The following is a 15,529-nucleotide window of genomic DNA, read 5'->3' as shown; positions in this document are numbered from 1 at the left end:
CGCGCGCCCCGAACGCGCTACCGCGCGAGGACGGCGCGGATCGTCTTGCCGCCGCCCGCGTTCGGCAGGACGGTGACCTTCTCGGCCAGGCGCTGGATCATCGGCCAGCCGAAGCCGCCGGTGCCGCCGGTGAGATCGGGCGTACGATCCTGCGGCCGGGCAGGGCTCGGGTCGCCCACCACGACCTGCAGACTGCGCCGGTCCGCACGCAGATGCAAAGAGGTCACCTCGCCCGCGTGCCGGATCGCGTTGGCCACCAGTTCGGAGACGAGCAGGACCAGGTTCTGGGAGGTACGCGCGGACGGCTCGGGAACGAGAGCGGCGAGAAAGCCGTAGGCCGCCTCCCTCGCCTCGGCCGCCTGTTCCGGACGCAACGCCCACTCGGCGTCGCCGTCGGACCGCGGGTCGCTCGTAAGAGGTTGCTGCATGGGACTCACCCCGTCGTTCGGATCTCGGTGCGGCGTTCTCCAGCCGTCGTTTACCCCCGCAATCGGGGTCGAAGAGTCTCCGCGTGATTCCGGCGGCTCCGGGTCACTCCGAGGGGCCGGGGCGACCGGGACGACCGGGACGACCGGGCGCGAGCGCGGCCTCGATCGTGCCGTACACCGGCAGGGCCTGGTCCAGGCCGATGACGCCGAACAGGCGCTGGACGAAGGCGGAGGGCCGGGCGAGCCGCAGCCTCGGGCCGAGGGAACCATGGGCCTGGAGAAGGACGTTCACCGTGGTGGAGTCCGCGAAGGTGACGCGGGACAGGTCCACGACCACCGGTCCCGTGGCGGTCCCGCCGGCCTCGGTGAGCGCGGCGGCGAGCGGGGTGATGCTCTCCACGTCGAGATCACCGCTGGGGGCGAGCACGACCGCGTCGCCGTTCCGCCTCGTGGCCAGGCCCATGGTCCGACCTGGGCCGTGAGGAGGTTGCACAGGAAATCCATTCGTGGGCTGTGAAGGTCGGGGCGGCTCCGCGATCCAAAAGATAGTTGCCATTTGACAACATTCGCCGGTGGGCAACAATCTGTTCACTGCTTCCGCACAACTTCTCTGCGCGGAGAGTGCGGAGAGTAGTGTGTCGATGCCAGGAAGTGGGCCCCAATGAAGCTATGCGCTGTCCGCCACGTGGCTCCGCGCGGAGTCCGCGGGGGGCTGGGCCCCGGCGCTCAGGCCCCGGCTCGCCGCCGCGTGGAAGGCGCGCAGCCCCTCCGCGAGCAGCAGTACCTCCGAGGGATCCATCCGCTCCAGCACCAGCTCCACCTCACGGGTACGGAAGGCACGGTGCTCGTCCAGCACCTGGTGGCCGCGCCGGCTCAGCCGCAGCTCGACCTCGCGCCGGCTCGTCCGGCTCTGGGAGCGTGTCACGAGCCCCATGGCCTCCATCCGGTCGCAGAGTCTGCTCACGGAGGAGGGACGCGACCCGAGCGCCTCGCCGAGGGTCCGCAGGTTGGCGCCCTCATGCGATTCGATGACGAGAAGGGCCCGTAGCTGGGAAGGCGGGACCGGACCCGACGGCGCGGCCTCCTGGCCGCGCCCCCACAGCACTTCGAGCAGTTCCGAGGCGGCACAGGCGGCCTCGGCGACCTGCTCCCGCCGACGCGCCTGACCGGTGAAACGGGACATCGATCCACCCTTTCATCCGGCGTGGCCATCTGTCAGCCCGGACCGTCCGAGGACCGCCACGACCGTCCCAGGACCGGCCCGGTACCGAAACGGGCCCCTTGAGGAAAGCTGAACGACAGTGACTCTACTCGCGGATGTGGAAAGAGCGGTCCGTGCGGCGGCCCCGCACGACCTGGTGGGCGCCTTGCGCGGCGCGCTCGCGACGGCGTACGGAGCGGCCTCCGTCACGCTCCATCTCGCGGACTACGGGCTCACGGTGCTGCGCCCCGTCGACGGAGCCGGCGATCCGGCGGGCTCCGCGGCCCCCGCGACCGAGGATCTGTCGCTGCACAACACGCCGGAGGGCCGGGCGTTCGGGAGCCAGGAGCCGCGCGAGCAGGAGGTCAGGCACCGGGACGCGGTGGACCACCACCTTCCGGTCACGGTGCGCGGCGAACGGCTCGGCATTCTCACCGTCCGGCTGCCGGGCGGCCTCTCCACCCCGGAGGCCGTCGACGATCTGACCCAGGTCGCCGATCTGCTGGGCCACGAGATCCTGGTGGCGGAGCGGGACACGGACCTCTACCAGCGGGCGCGCCGGGCGAGCCGGCTGACCCTGGCGGCCGAGATGCAGTGGGAGCTGCTCCCGGCGCGCGCCTGCACCGCCCGGGAGTACGCCATCGGCGCCCAGCTCGAACCCGCGTACGCGATCCACGGCGACAACTTCGACTGGGCGTCGGACGCGAACGAGCTGACCCTCGCGGTGACCAACGGGATGGGCGAGGGCATCCAGGCCTCCCTGCTGACCAATCTCGCCGTCAACGCCCTGCGCAACGCGCGCCGCGCGGGCATCGGCATCGCCGACCAGGCGGCCCTGGCCGACCAGGCGCTGTACGAGCAGCACCGGGGCGCCTCGTACGTCTCGACGCTCCTGCTCCGTTTCGAGCTGGCGACCGGGCGGGTCGAGGCCGTGGACGCCGGGTCGCCCGAGCTGTGGCGGCAGCGGGACAAGACCGTGGAACGGGTCCACCTCGACGCGCAGCTCCCGCTGGGCATGTTCGAGGAGTCGGACTACGTGGCCCAGTCGTTCCAGGTGCTCCCCGGCGACCGGCTGCTCTTCGTGAGCGACGGGGTGTACGCGGCGGTCTCGCCGCAGGGCGAGGCGTACGGGGAACGGGCCCTGGCGCGGGCGATCGGCGCGACGAGCCTGCTGCCGGCGGCCATGGTGCCGCGCGCGGTGCTGCGGGAGCTGGCGGAGTACCGGGGCGCCGAGTCGACGGACGACGCGCTGGTGCTCTGCCTGGACTGGTTCGGCCGCCCGGAGGAGTGACGCCGACCGGAGGAGTGACGCCGCCCTGCCGCGGAGGTCAGGCCGGAAGCCGGCGGGCCGTCAGGTCGAACACGGCCTGGACGCGCTTGCCGACCGGGACGCGCTCCGCCGTGAGCAGGTCGGCGAGGGCGTGGACGATCTCCAGGCCGTGCCCGCCGAGCCGGGCGGGGTCGCGCGGGTAGCGGCGCGGCAGGGTCGAGCTGCTGTCGTACACGGTCACGAGCACCTGCTCGTCCGTGCCCTCCAGCTCCAGCAGATACGGTCCGTGGCTGTGCCGCTCGGCGTTGGTGACCAGTTCGCTGACGACGAGCAGCAGATCGCCCCGCGCGCGCTCGCCGAGGTCGGCCAGCCACTCGGCCTCCAGTTGCTGGAGGAACCGCTCGGCCAGCAGCCGGGCCTCGGCGATGCAGCCGGGCTCGCCGCTGAACTGGCCGGCCCGCCGCAGCGGGTGTACGGAGTCGGGCAGGGCCGTGCGGGCCCTTCCGACGATGGTCTGTTCGTTCATAGCTCCTGCCCGGGCACCGGTGAGGCGATCGGGGGGTCCCCCTTCTCGGATCCCCTTATGCCCCCACACGCCGCCGATATGCCCACCGGTTTCGTGAGGGGTGTCACGCACGCCCGGAAATGCGCCCGGGCAGCCGGACCACGGTGACGAAGAACTCATCGATCTGCCGGACGGCCGCGATGAATTGATCGAGGTCGACCGGCTTGGTCACATAGGCGTTCGCGTGCAGTTTGTAGCTGCGCAGGATGTCCTCCTCCGCCGACGAGGTGGTGAGGACGACGACGGGGATGAGCGCCAGTTCGGGGTCGGTCTTGATCTGCTCCAGGACCTGGCGGCCGTCGTACTTGGGCAGGTTGAGGTCGAGCAGGACGAGATCGGGGCGGGGCGCGTCCGTGTGGGCCCCCCGCCGGTAGAGGAAGTCGAGGGCCTCCTCCCCGTCGCGCACCACGTGCAGGGTGTTGCGGATCTTGTTGTCCTCGAACGCCTCGCGGGTCATCAGTTCGTCGCCGGCGTCGTCCTCGACGAGCAGGACCTCGATCGGCTCGGCGCGCTGGGGCTGGGAGTTCACAGGGGGGCTCCATGGGAGGTGTGCGGCCGTGCCTCGCCGGCCGCCGCTCCGGACGGCGCGAGCGCATCGGCGGAGGCGGGCGGACCGGCGGGGGCTGGGAGTCCGGCGGAGGCGGGTGAAGCGGCCTCGTCCGGGATGACGGGCAGCGTGAAGTGGATACGGGTGCCGCCCCCGGGGGCGGACTCCAGCCGGATCCGGCCGCCGTGGAACTCCACGATCTTACGGCAGAGCGCCAGCCCGATCCCGGTGCCCTCGTACTCGTCCCTGGCGTGCAGCCGCTGGAAGATGACGAAGACCTTCTCGGCGAACTCGGGCGCGACGCCGATGCCGTTGTCGGTGACCGTGAGATGCCACTCGGCGCTTCCGGCGCCCTCGGCGGCGCCCTCGGAGCCCGCCGTGCCCGCGGAGCCGTCGGTGACCTCGGTGGTCCCGGCGACGCAGCCGACGGTGATCAGGCAGGGCTCGTCGGGGCGGCGGAACTTGACCGCGTTCCCGACGAGGTTCTGCAGGAGCATGGCGAGGGTGGTCGGGTCGCCGGTGACCCGGGGCAGCGGATTCTCGCGTACGACCGTCACCTCGCCCTCCTCGATGGCGAGGGCGAGATTGCCGAGGGCGCGGTCGAGGACCTGATCCAGTTCGACGCCCTGCCACGCGTCGTGGACCCGGCCCACCCGGGAGAAGGTGAGCAGGTCGTTGATGAGGATCTGCATGCGCTTGGCGCCGTCGACGGCGAAGTCGATGTACTGCTTGCCCCGGGCGTCGAGCTGGTCGCCGTACCGTTTCTCCAGCAGCTGGCAGAACGAGGCGACCTTGCGCAGCGGCTCCTGGAGGTCGTGCGAGGCCACGTAGGCGAACTGTTCCAGCTCCGAGTTCGAGCGGCGCAGTTCCTCGGTCTGTTCCGCGAGGAGGTCCTCGCGCAGCCGGGTGGCGGCGATCTCGTCGGCCAGCCGGCGCCGCATGTCCTCCACCGCGGCGCCGACGGCCCGCAGGTCGGAGGGGCCCCGGGCCTCGATGCGCCGGTGGAACGCCCCGGCGCGTACGCCGTCGGTCGCGGCCCGCAGCGCGTTCAGCGGCCGGCCGACCATCCGGTGGAGGACGAGGGCGAGGCCCACCACCGCCGCCGCGAAGACGCCGAGGATCACGAGGAAGACGGTGTCGCGCAGTTCCCGGGCGTCGTCCAGTCCGGCGCGCGCGTGGTCCCTGGCCTCGTCGAGATGGCTCTGCTGGACGGCGACGAGCCGGCGCAGTTCGTCGAACGCGGCCTTGTTCCCGGCGAGCAGTTCCCCGGAGGCCGTGACGGCGCCCCGGGTCCGTACGGACGCGATGAGCGGTTCGGCCTCGTCGCGCCGCCACTCGTCGGCGGCGCGGGTGATCCGGGTGAGGTCGGCGGCGGCCCGCGGGTCCGAGCCGATGACGGTGCGCATCCGCGCGGTGAACCGTTCCTCGTCGGCGCGGCCCTGTTCGTACGGCGCGAGGAACGACGGGTCGGCGGTGAGCGCGAAGCCGCGTACCCCGGTCTCCTGGTCGACCAGGGAGCGCTGGAGCTGGAAGGCGGTGGACCGGGCGGGCTGGATCCGGTCGACGAGTTCGTCGGTGCGGTCGGTGGTACGGGAGAGCAGTACGCCGGCGATGAGGGTGCAGCCGCAGACGACCAGGACCAGGCCGCCCAGGATGAGGCGCACCCACCCCTGCACCGAGAGCCGGGACCGCGCGGTACGCCACAGTGCGGAGGGGCTCCTCACGGGGTGCCGCCCCAGCCCAGGTGGAGCACGGCGACGTCGTCCGCGAGTCCGCCGTACGGCGCGGCCCCCTCGGTGGCGCCGTCGACCAGCGCGTCCACGAAGGCATGCGCGGGCAGTTCGCCGTGGCGCCGCGCCAGCCGCAGCAGCCCGTCCTCGCCGAGCCGGGCCGAGGGCCCCGTACGGCCTTCGAAGAGGCCGTCGGTGAAGAGCACCACATGGCCGCCGGGCGGCAGCGGGACCGTGGTGCCGGTCCAGCGGCCCGCGCCGGGCAGCAGCCCGAGGGCCATGCCGATCCGGGGTTCCTCCCAGCGCACCTGGGCACCGTGGCGGACGAGCAGACCGGGGTGGCCGGCGCGCACGACGCCGAACTCGCGGCCGCCGGGCGGGAAGACCAGGGAGGTGACGGTGGCGAAGAGGTGCGGGTCGGACCGTTCGGCGACCAGGATCTCCTCCAGGAGCCGTACCCGCTCCAGCGGCGGTGTCCCGCACAGGACGGCGGTGCGCCAGGCGACGCGCAGGCAGACCCCGAGCGCCGCCTCCACGGCGCCGTGGCCGGAGACGTCGCCTATCACCGCGTGGACGGTGCCGTCCTCGGTCTGGACGACGTCGTAGAAGTCACCGCTGAGCAGTCCGTGGGCGCGGCCCGGTTCGTACCGGGCGGTCGCCTCGAAGTCGTCGCCGCGCAGCAGGGGTACGGGCAGCAGGCCGCGTTCCAGCCGGGCGTTCTCCTGGGCCATCCGTTCGTTGGCGCGCAGCGCGGCGGCGGCCTGTTCGACCTGTTTGCGCTGGAGGGCGTAGCGGACGGCGCGGCTGAGTGCCTCGGGGTCGATGCGGCCCTTGACGAGGTAGTCCTGCGCGCCGGTGGCCACGGCGGAGAGCCCGGCCTCGCCCTCGGCCAGGCCGGTGAGGACGACGATGGCGGCGTCCGGGGCGGTGCGCAGGATACGGGTGACCGCGTCGACGCCGTGCACGTCAGGGAGGTGGAGGTCGAGCAGGACGCAGACGGGCGCGGTGCGGTCGGCGAGGAACCGCTGGCCCTCGGCGAGCGTCTGGCACCACGTGAGCGGGGCGTCGAGATCGCTGTCGGCGAGCAACTCCTCGACGAGCAGGGCGTCCCCCGCGTCGTCCTCGACGAGCAGCATGACCGCGTCGACGGCCCACGGGGAGTCGTGTACGGCGGAGGGTGCGGCCTCCCGTGCGGGCGAGCCGCCGCGCCGGGGAGGCGGGGACACGGCCCCAGGGGTGCGGCGGCCCCGTACCGGACGCGACGAGAGGCCCACGGGCAACTCGACCACACTCCACCCCCTCACCCGGCGGCGCCGGTCACCCGACGTCGTTCCGGCGGGAAGCATATGCGACATCCGGAGTGTCGCTCCGCGCGGTGGGAGAACGCTCCCCCGGGAGAAGTTACGGCAAACGGGCGGAACGGAACCGGGTGTTCCCGCACACTGGTCGCGGAACGGGACGGGGCGTTCCCGCACACCGGTTCCCGCACACCGGTCCCCGGACGGGGGATTACGTGCGATGCTCTCCGCCGGGCGCGGGGCCGTGCGGAGTGTGTGACGGAGCGGGCGCCGGGCAGGACTCACCGGCAGGGAAGACAGAGCCGCGTACGGGGGGTGCGGGGATGACGACAATCGACGACGGGGCGGAGCACGCCGTGCCGGGGGCGCAGCCGTGGCTGGACGCGCGCCCGGCGGGCACGGCGGAGGCCCGCGCGCTGGTGCGCTCCTATCTGGACCGGCATGCGCCGGGCGTACCCGAGCAGACGGCGATCGACGTGCTCCTGGTCGTGTCGGAGCTGGTGACGAACGCCGTGCGGCACGCGGGCGGCGTGACGGGCTTCCGGGTCTCGGCGGACGCGGGGGTGGTCGAGATCGCGGTACGGGACGCGAGTCCGCGGCTGCCCGCGCTCACGGAGCGGCACGAGGACTGGCTGCCGGGCGGTTACGGCTGGCCGCTGGTGCAGCGTCTGGCCGAGGTGACGGTCACCCTCCTCGGCGACGGCGGCAAGCTGATCCGGGCACTGGTGCGGCACTGAGGGAGGCGCCGGCAGGGACCGGCCGGGCCGGCGTGCCGGCCGCTCTCCTCGCCCTGGGAGTACCACCGTTCCGGCGGCCGCGGGGCCTGCCATGGCATGCTGGTCGCCCATGAGTTCCGACCACGCCCAGGCCCCGGACCGGTCTCGCGCCGGGCCGCCCGTCACCGGGCGGCGGGCCGTCGGGGGCGCGTTCGCGGTGAGCCCGGCGGGCGGGCCGGACATCGCCGGCGCGCCCGAGGTCGGGGCCGCGAACGCCGACGTGCGGCGTCCCGGTCCCGGCGCGGCGCCGGATGACGGGCGGTGCGGGGACGGATGTCCGGCGCGGCAGGGCGGGGAATTGCGTCCCGCGCCCCGGAAGAGGATTGTTTCCCCATGACAACGATGCAGTCGAAGTAGCGAGAGGGTGAAGGGGATTCGTGCCCGCGGGCACGGCGTCCCACTATGTGAGGCATTCACCGAAGACCTCCTCCCCGGCCACCGGGGCCGTGGGCGACGTGGCACTGGAGTCCTCGCCGCACCCGGTGATCGTGGCCGACCGCACCGGTGTGGTCCGGCTCGCCAACGCGGCGGCCGCCACCCTGCTGCCCGGTCTCACGGCCGGCTGCGACCTCTTCCGGAGAGGGCCGCACTGGCTCGCGCAGGCGCACGCCGGGCGCGAGCACACCGCGTACGGGCCCGTGGGTGAACGCTCGTACCGCGCGTCCGGCGCGGAGACCGGCGCCGCCGGCCTGACGACGTGGTGGCTCAGCGACGAGACCGACCACCGGGCCACGCAGCGGGCGCTCGACACCGAGCGGGAGCGCACCGCCTTCCTCGTCGAGGCGTCCAACCAGCTGCTGTCGTCCCTCAACGCCCGTAAGTGCATGGACACCACGGCGCTGCTCGCCGCGGCCCATCTCGCCGACGCGACGGTCGTCGTCGGACCGCGTACGGGGCGCCGGATGCCGCTCACCCGCGCCGGGCGGGACGGCTCCGTCACCCGTGAGACGCTGACCGCCGACCCGGCGGAGGTGCCCGGGCTGGCCGAGGCGCTCCAGGGCTTTCCGCCGGTGCCCTCGCGCTGGATCGCCCCGGGAACCGCCCCGGAGTGGCTGGCGCCCGAGGGGTTCGGCGAGATCGGCTCGGTCGTGGTGACCCCGCTGCCGGGCAACGGGGTCCCCGCGGGCGCGCTGATCCTGCTGCGCGGTCCCGGCCGGGGCCCGTTCACGGAGGGCGAGGAGACCTTCGCCCGTATCTTCGCCGCCCGCGCGGGAGCGGCCATCTCGGCCGCCCTGCTCTTCGCCGAACAGTCCTCCGTCGCGGATCTGCTGATGCGCGATCTGCTGCCGCCCCGGCTCCACCACTACGACGGGGTGGAGTTCGCCGGGGGCTACCGCCCTTCCCGCGACGACCAGCGGGTGGGCGGGGACTTCTACGACTTCTATCCGGCCGAGCAGCCGGGCGGGGAGACCCAGGCGGTGCTGGGCGACGTCTGCGGCAAGGGCCTGGAGGCGGCCGTGCTGACGGGCAAGATCCGCAACACCCTGCAGGCGCTGCGGCTGGTCGAGCCCGACCACGAGCGGCTGCTGAAGCTCCTCAACGGCGCCCTGCTCACCTCGCACCACACCCGGTTCGCGACGCTGGTGCTCGCCTCGGTGACGCGCCGGGCGCACGGGGTGGAGCTGCGGCTGACCAGCGGCGGCCATCCCGCCCCGCTGATCGTACGGTCCGACGGCACCGTGGAGGTGGCGCGGACCAGCGGCACCCTCATCGGCGCGCTGCCCGACGTGTCCGCGCTGACGTTCCGTACGGTGCTGCGGCCGGGCGAGACATGTCTGCTGTACTCCGACGGGATCACGGAGGCCAGGGGCGGGCCGTTCGGCGACGACATGTTCGGCGAGGACCGGCTCACGTCCGCGCTGGCCGAGTGCGCCGGGATGCCGGCGGAGGCGGTCGTCGAGCGCGTCCAGATGCTCGCGACCGAGTGGGTGGGCCCGGGCGCCCACGACGACATGGCGCTCGTCGCCGTGACCGCGCCGCGCCGCAACCGGCTCAGTGCGGTGGGAGGGCACGGACCGGGCAGGTTCACCGCATGACCCGAGTGCACCGTACGACCGGTCCGACCGGTCCACAGACAGAAGAACAGACAGAGGAACAGCCGGAAGAACAGACGGAAGAGCTGTGGAACGCCTTGATGGCGGGCGACGAGCGGCGCGCCGTGGGGGTGGTGACACGGGCGCTCGACGACGGCGCCGACCCCGAGGCCGTCCTGCTCGACCTGATCGCCGCCGCCCAGCGGCGCGTCGGCGAGGCGTGGGCCGGCGCGCTGCTGACCGTCGCCCAGGAGCACGCCGCGACCGCCATCAGCGACCGGGCCGTGGCCGCGCTCGCCCTGCATCCGGCCGTGCGGCACCCCGGCGGGAGCGGCCGGATCACCGTTTCGTGCGTCGACGGCGAGTGGCACGCGCTGCCCGCCCGGCTGCTCGCCGAGGTACTGCGGCTGCGCGGCTGGCAGGTGGACTTCCTCGGGGCGCAGGTCCCGAGCCCGCATCTGATCTCCCAGCTCCACCGCACCGGCCCGGACGCGGTCGCCCTGTCCGGCTCCCTGGTGACCCGGCTGCCCACCGCACACGCCGCGATCAGCGCCTGCCAGTCCGCCGGGGTCCCGGTGCTGGTGGGCGGCGCGGCCTTCGGCCGGGACGGGCGGTACGCGCGGCTGCTGCGCGCCGACGCCTGGGCGCCGGACGCCAGGGCCGCCGCCGAACTGCTGGCGCACCCGCTGCCGGTACCGGGGACACCGCATCCGCCGGCGGACGCCCTGCCGCACCTGGACGACCAGGAGTACACCCTGGTCGCGGGGGCCAGGTCCCGGCTGGTGCGGGCCACGACGGCCGGTCTCACCGTACGGTTCCCCCCGCTGGGCGAGTACGACGAGCGGCGGCGCCGGCACACCGCCGAGGACATCGCGCACATCGTGGACCATCTCGCCTGTGCGCTCTATGTGGCGGACGACGCCCTGTTCACCTCGTTCCTCGGCTGGACGGCGGGCATCCTCACCGCGCGCGGCGTCCCGTCGCGCGCCCTGCCGCTCTCGCTGCGCGTGCTGCTCGACGAGTTGCGCGACTTCCCCCGGGCGACCGCCCTGCTCCACGCCGGGCTGGCGGCGCTGGAGGACCGGGTGGACCCGGCGGATCCGCGCGAGTCCTCGTCCTCCGCCCGGCCGCCGGCCCCGTCCCGAGGACGCACCGTATGACCGCCCCGCCGCCGGAGCCGCTGGCCGTCGTCGTCACCACACCGGCCGCCGACACCGTCGAGGTGCGGCTCGACGGCGAGATGGACTACGAGACGTCGTACGAGGTGATCGACACCGTACGGCAGTTGCTCCGCGCCCACCGGGGCGTGGCCCGGCTGGAGCTGCACTGCGGAGGGCTCACGCTGTGCGACTCCATGGGTCTCTCGGCGCTCCTGATGATCCGGCGCCTCGCCGAGTCCGACGGCGTGCGCCTCGTCCTGACGGAGCGCCGGGCGGCGCTGGACCGGGTGCTGCAGGTCACCGGCACGCTGGACCACCTGAGCGGGACGGAGCGCAACGGCCACGGGCACGGGGAGTGCGCGCCGTCGGGTGACGCCGGCCCCGGCTGACACCGGTCCGGCGTGCCCGTCGGCCGGGCGCCGGGCCGGGGGTGAGCCAGCCCACGTTGACCTGGAGTGATGTTCCTCGGGAGGGTTGGCTGCATGACCCACCTATGTGCTCCACCACCGTCGTCCGCGCTGATCTGTGACGGGGACATGCCGTGCAAGGAGTACTGACCGGCTTCGCCGTCATCGCGGTCGTCATCGGGGTCGGATATGTGATCGGGCGGCGCAGATACCTCGGCGACAACGGACGGGAGGTGCTCACCAAGCTGGCCTTCCACGTGGCCACGCCCGCCCTGCTGTTCACCACCCTCGCGCAGGCCGATCTCTCGGTGGTCCTCTCCAGCCGGCTGCTGATCACGGCGATCAGTACGGCCGTCGCGGCCGGTCTCTTCGTGGCCGTCGCCTTGGTCCGCCGCTGGGACATCGGGCGCACCACGATCGGCGCGCTGTGCTCCAGCTATGTCAACGCCGGAAATCTCGGCATCCCGATCGCCGTGTACGTCCTCGGGGACGCCTCGCTGGTGGCGCCCGTCCTGCTCTTCCAGCAGCTCGTGATGACCCCGATCGCGCTGACCGTGCTGGACCTGACGCGGCCGGGCGAGAAGCTGCCGCTCTGGCAGCGGGTGACCACGCCGCTGCGCAACCCGATCGGCGCGAGCTCGCTGTGCGGGGTCGCGGTCGCGGCCACGGGGTGGACGGTGCCGGGGCCGGTGCTCGACCCGCTGGTCCTGATCGGCAACATGTCGGTCCCGGCCGTCCTGCTGGCCTTCGGGATCTCGCTGCGCGGCAGCGCGCTGCCGGGGCGCGGCGCCGACCGTCTCCCCGTGCTGCTCTCCGCCGCCCTGAAGTCGGTCGGCCAGCCCGCCGCCGCGTGGGCGCTGGGCGCCCTGGTGTTCGGGCTGCACGGCGCGGCGCTGCTCGACGTCGTGGTGACCTCGGCACTGCCCGCGGCGCAGAATCTGTACACCTACGCCTCGCGCTACCGGGTGGCCGAACGGCTGGCACGGGAGTCGATCCTGCTCTCCACCGTGATGTCGGTGCCGGTGCTGGTGGCGATCGCGGCGCTCCTCGGCTGAGGAGCGCCGCTCTCCGCGACGGTGCGGGGGGCCGCCACGGTACGGAGGCCGCGCGGTCCTGCGGGCTACCGCCGGCCGGCCGTGCGGGCTACCGCCGGCCCGCCGCCGCTCCGAGGGCGGCGCGGGCGATCGTGTCGGCCTGCCGGAACATCGCGGCGTTGCCGCGGGCCCGCGCGCCGATCGCCGTGTTCCACTCGACGCCCTCGACCGGGATGCCGAACGCGAAGAGGTGCGGGTGTGGCCGTCCCCCGGCGTCGCGTACCCGCAGCTCCGCGGGGACGATGTCGAGCGCGCCGGTCGCCGTCGCGTCGTCCCCCGTGCCCGCCAGGTGCGGGCGGGCCAGCCCCGAGGTGACGAGCCCGGCCAGCAGCGGATCGGCGGTACGGGCCAGGTCCTGGCCGGGCAGCCAGGCGTCCAGCAGGGCGCGGGCGGTGGCGGTGGCGGGCGGGCCGCCGGTGGTCGGGGAGAGCGCGGTGAAGCGGCCCGCCTCCCCGTCGACGGTGACGGTGACGGTGGGGCGCGCGCCGAGGAACTCGACGACGCCCGCCTCGCTCAGCGCGATCAGCTCGGCGATCCTGCGGGCGGGCGGGCCACTGGCGACATGGGCGCCGTACGACCGGAACCAGGACAGTTCGCGCTGCGAGGCACCGGAGAGCACCCCCGCGGCGACGACCCGCCGTACCTGCCCCTTCACCGCGGCGACCGCCGCCGCCGCGGCCTTGACCGGGCTGCTTCCGGGGTCGCGGGCCGCCGCGAGGTCCGTACGCATCCACTCCCGCGCCCAGGTGCCGAACGCCGCGCGGCCGGGGAAGGTCCGGCCCGCCAGCGGGGTGTCGAGGTCGAGCGCGTCGAAGCGGTCGGCGGCGTCCCTCAACTCCTCGCCGAGCAACCGGGCCTGGGCGTCGGAGCCGTGGCCGGCCGCCGCGTACCGCTCCAGGAACGTGTCGGCCGGCAGCCGGGCGGCCGAGGGACGGAGGTCGAGGAGGGTCCGGTACCAGGCCGCGCCCGCCTCCCGCGCGATCAGCGGCCACACCTCGTCCCGGAAGCTCACCGTGCCGGGCGCGCGGGCGGTCAGCCGTACGACCGCCGCCTCGTCGAAGACGCGCGGGGTGTGTCCGGGCGGCATCCGCCCCGGGGTCTCGGCCCGCGCGAGGTACGGCACGCCCCGGCCGGAGCCCGCGATCAGGCGCGGCTCGCGGCCCGACGGGAGATAGCGCAGCGCCCCGCCGGGGCCGGCCGGTTCGAAGCGGCCGCCGCGCCCGGCGGTGAGCAGGGTGAGCTGGTCGAAGAAGTTGAGTGCCAGGCCGCGTACGAGGACCGGCTCGTCCGGCTCCAGCAGGTCGAGGGGTGCCTCGTGCGGATGGCCGGGCGGCAGGTACCGCAGCCCGTGGCGGGCGGCGGTGGCGGTCAGCGCCCGTACCTCGTCCGAGGGACGCTGGTCGGTGTGGCCGGTGGCGAGGACGGCGGCGTCCACGAGCAGGCTCGTCCCGTCGCCGAGCCGGAGCAGCAGCCGCCCTTCGGGGGCCTCGTCCAGCGCGACGGCACGGGTCGCGTGCGGGACGATCCGGACGGAGTCCGCGGCGCCCCGCACGATCCGCCCGTGGGCCCAGGAGAGATAGCGGCCCATCAGCGCGCGGGACGGGAACTCCCAGGGCTCGGTGCCCGGTTCGTACTCGCTCGCCCACTCCGCCAGGGAGGGCCCGGTGGTCGCGGGCCCCGCCATCCGCACGGTGTCGTCGGGGAACGCGGTGGCGTGCCCGGAGAGCGTGTTCATGAGCAGGTGCCCGGACTGCCCCGGGTGCCAGATCCGACCGGCGCCCGGCGGGTGCTCCTCCACGACGTGCACCTCGGCCGCGAGCCCCGCCCAGGGACCGCCCGGGCCGAGGTTGGCGGTGAGGCGCTCCAGTACGGCGGTGCCGCGCGGCCCGGCCCCGACGACGGCGACGCGGAGCGGCCGGGCGCTCACGCCGCGGTGTCCCAGATACCGGTCAGCACGCGGTGCATGTTACCGCCGAGGATCTTGGTGATGTCCTCGGCGGTGTAGCCGCGGCCGGCCAGCAGTCCGGTGATGACCGGCAGGTCGGCGGGGGTGCCCATGCCCTCGGGGTGGATCCGGTCGAGATCGAGGTCCTCGCCGACGATGGGGATCTCCGGGTAGAGCCTGCGCACCCGTGCCATGCCCTCGCGGGAGTACTTGCGCTCGTCGCCGACGTCCGTGCCGACGATGACGTGGTCGATGCCGATCAGCTCGACCAGGTAGTCGATGTTGTCGGCGAAGACCTCGGCGCCGGGCCGCCGGGTCAGCCCGTCGGGGGTGAGGAACCCGGACTTGGCGGCGAGGCCGAACACCCCGCCGCGCGCGGCGAGTTCACGGGCGACGACATCACTCTTGTTGCGGGGGCTGTCGACGAAGTGGGTCAGCCCCGCATGGGTGACGAGGACGGGCTTCTCGGAGACCTCGATGGTCTCCAGGGTGGAGCGCTCGCCGGTGTGCGACAGGTCCAGGGCGACGCCCAGCCGGTTGCACTCCCGCACGAGGGCGCGGCCGAAGCGGCTCAGCCCGCCGTTGGCGGTCTCACCGCTGCCGTCGCCCGCGTAGTTGCGGTTCTGGTACGTCAGCCCCATGAAGCGCAGGCCCAGCTGGTGGAGGGCCTCCAGCCGCCACAGGTCCTCCCCCACCGGCTTGCTGTCCTCGAACCCGGCGAACCACGCCACGCTGCCCTCGGCCTTGGCGCGGGCGACGTCGTCGAGACCGTACGCCTGGAAGACCCGGCCGCCGGTCTCGGCGAGACGGTGCCGCCAGCCGACGATGGCGGCCGCGGCCGCGTCGTACCCCTGGGAGATGGAGACCGCGTGGTTGATCGCCGTGACCCCGGAGACGGCGAGCTTGCCGAGGTAGGTCTCGTCGGCCCACGGCAGCGGCGTGCAGTCGAGCGCGTTGAAGACGACGCTGTCGCGGTGGAGCGCGGCGGGGTCGAGGGGCTGCGCCTGGGTGTCGGGCACGGTGTTCTCCTTGCGGCGGGGGTGTTCGGTCGGTACGGGGCGGGGGCGGGGTCCGC

At 74.0% G+C, this 15,529-nt stretch carries 15 protein-coding genes; 6 read left to right on the top strand and 9 right to left on the bottom strand.

Annotated features, from left to right (window positions below):
- Positions 1 to 17: 17 nt before the first annotated feature.
- The 3 genes from ACFXKG_RS01490 to ACFXKG_RS01480 form a co-directional block, all read right to left on the bottom strand.
- Positions 18 to 428, bottom strand: a complete 411-nt coding sequence (locus tag ACFXKG_RS01490; RefSeq protein WP_384830492.1) for an ATP-binding protein — start codon at positions 426 to 428, stop codon at positions 18 to 20.
- Between the two features lie 103 nt (positions 429 to 531).
- The gene (locus ACFXKG_RS01485) at positions 532 to 891 is read right to left on the bottom strand and encodes an STAS domain-containing protein (RefSeq protein ID WP_384830489.1); all 360 of its coding nucleotides are present in this window, start codon (positions 889 to 891) and stop codon (positions 532 to 534) included.
- Between the two features lie 204 nt (positions 892 to 1,095).
- Entirely contained in the window at positions 1,096 to 1,611 is a 516-nt protein-coding gene (locus tag ACFXKG_RS01480) for a MarR family winged helix-turn-helix transcriptional regulator (RefSeq protein WP_384830486.1), read from the bottom strand.
- A gap of 118 nt (positions 1,612 to 1,729) precedes the next feature.
- Between ACFXKG_RS01480 and ACFXKG_RS01475 the strand changes: the two genes are divergently transcribed.
- Positions 1,730 to 2,920, top strand: coding sequence for a PP2C family protein-serine/threonine phosphatase (locus tag ACFXKG_RS01475; protein WP_384830483.1), 1,191 nt, complete (start codon positions 1,730 to 1,732; stop codon positions 2,918 to 2,920).
- A 37-nt stretch (positions 2,921 to 2,957) separates the two neighbouring features.
- Here ACFXKG_RS01475 and ACFXKG_RS01470 read toward each other — a convergent pair whose 3' ends face one another.
- The 4 genes from ACFXKG_RS01470 to ACFXKG_RS01455 form a co-directional block, all read right to left on the bottom strand.
- Positions 2,958 to 3,425, bottom strand: coding sequence for an ATP-binding protein (locus tag ACFXKG_RS01470; RefSeq protein ID WP_384830481.1), 468 nt, complete (start codon positions 3,423 to 3,425; stop codon positions 2,958 to 2,960).
- Between the two features lie 103 nt (positions 3,426 to 3,528).
- The gene (locus tag ACFXKG_RS01465) at positions 3,529 to 3,993 is read right to left on the bottom strand and encodes a response regulator (RefSeq protein WP_384830478.1); all 465 of its coding nucleotides are present in this window, start codon (positions 3,991 to 3,993) and stop codon (positions 3,529 to 3,531) included.
- Positions 3,990 to 5,735, bottom strand: coding sequence for a CHASE3 domain-containing protein (locus ACFXKG_RS01460; RefSeq protein WP_384830475.1), 1,746 nt, complete (start codon positions 5,733 to 5,735; stop codon positions 3,990 to 3,992). The genes ACFXKG_RS01465 and ACFXKG_RS01460 overlap by 4 nt, the downstream gene beginning before the upstream one ends.
- Positions 5,732 to 6,877: a PP2C family protein-serine/threonine phosphatase gene (locus tag ACFXKG_RS01455; protein WP_384831726.1), complete on the bottom strand. Its 1,146-nt coding sequence runs from the start codon at positions 6,875 to 6,877 to the stop codon at positions 5,732 to 5,734. Before ACFXKG_RS01455 ends, ACFXKG_RS01460 begins: the two co-directional genes overlap by 4 nt.
- Before the next feature lie 485 nt (positions 6,878 to 7,362).
- Between ACFXKG_RS01455 and ACFXKG_RS01450 the strand changes: the two genes are divergently transcribed.
- The 5 genes from ACFXKG_RS01450 to ACFXKG_RS01430 all read left to right on the top strand — a co-directional run bounded on the left by ACFXKG_RS01450 (position 7,363) and on the right by ACFXKG_RS01430 (position 12,470).
- Positions 7,363 to 7,776, top strand: coding sequence for an ATP-binding protein (locus ACFXKG_RS01450; protein WP_384830472.1), 414 nt, complete (start codon positions 7,363 to 7,365; stop codon positions 7,774 to 7,776).
- 485 nt (positions 7,777 to 8,261) lie between these two features.
- Positions 8,262 to 9,851, top strand: a complete 1,590-nt coding sequence (locus tag ACFXKG_RS01445; protein WP_384831724.1) for a PP2C family protein-serine/threonine phosphatase — start codon at positions 8,262 to 8,264, stop codon at positions 9,849 to 9,851.
- Complete coding sequence (locus tag ACFXKG_RS01440; protein ID WP_384830467.1) at positions 9,848 to 11,008, top strand: B12-binding domain-containing protein; 1,161 nt, start codon at positions 9,848 to 9,850, stop codon at positions 11,006 to 11,008. Before ACFXKG_RS01445 ends, ACFXKG_RS01440 begins: the two co-directional genes overlap by 4 nt.
- Positions 11,005 to 11,397, top strand: coding sequence for an STAS domain-containing protein (locus ACFXKG_RS01435; RefSeq protein ID WP_384830465.1), 393 nt, complete (start codon positions 11,005 to 11,007; stop codon positions 11,395 to 11,397). The genes ACFXKG_RS01440 and ACFXKG_RS01435 overlap by 4 nt, the downstream gene beginning before the upstream one ends.
- 152 nt (positions 11,398 to 11,549) lie before the next feature.
- Entirely contained in the window at positions 11,550 to 12,470 is a 921-nt protein-coding gene (locus tag ACFXKG_RS01430; protein WP_384830462.1) for an AEC family transporter, read from the top strand.
- An 88-nt stretch (positions 12,471 to 12,558) separates the two neighbouring features.
- On the opposite strand, the gene ACFXKG_RS01425 is transcribed toward ACFXKG_RS01430, so the two are convergent.
- The gene (locus ACFXKG_RS01425) at positions 12,559 to 14,436 is read right to left on the bottom strand and encodes an FAD/NAD(P)-binding protein (protein WP_384830459.1); all 1,878 of its coding nucleotides are present in this window, start codon (positions 14,434 to 14,436) and stop codon (positions 12,559 to 12,561) included.
- Entirely contained in the window at positions 14,433 to 15,473 is a 1,041-nt protein-coding gene (locus tag ACFXKG_RS01420; protein WP_365819966.1) for a membrane dipeptidase, read from the bottom strand. The genes ACFXKG_RS01425 and ACFXKG_RS01420 overlap by 4 nt, the downstream gene beginning before the upstream one ends.
- Positions 15,474 to 15,529 lie beyond the last annotated feature (56 nt).

Origin of the sequence: Streptomyces sp. NPDC059255, assembly GCF_042752355.1 — a bacterium.
Taxonomy (GTDB): Bacteria; Actinomycetota; Actinomycetes; order Streptomycetales; family Streptomycetaceae; genus Streptomyces.
This window is presented reverse-complemented; position numbering and strand designations above follow the sequence as displayed.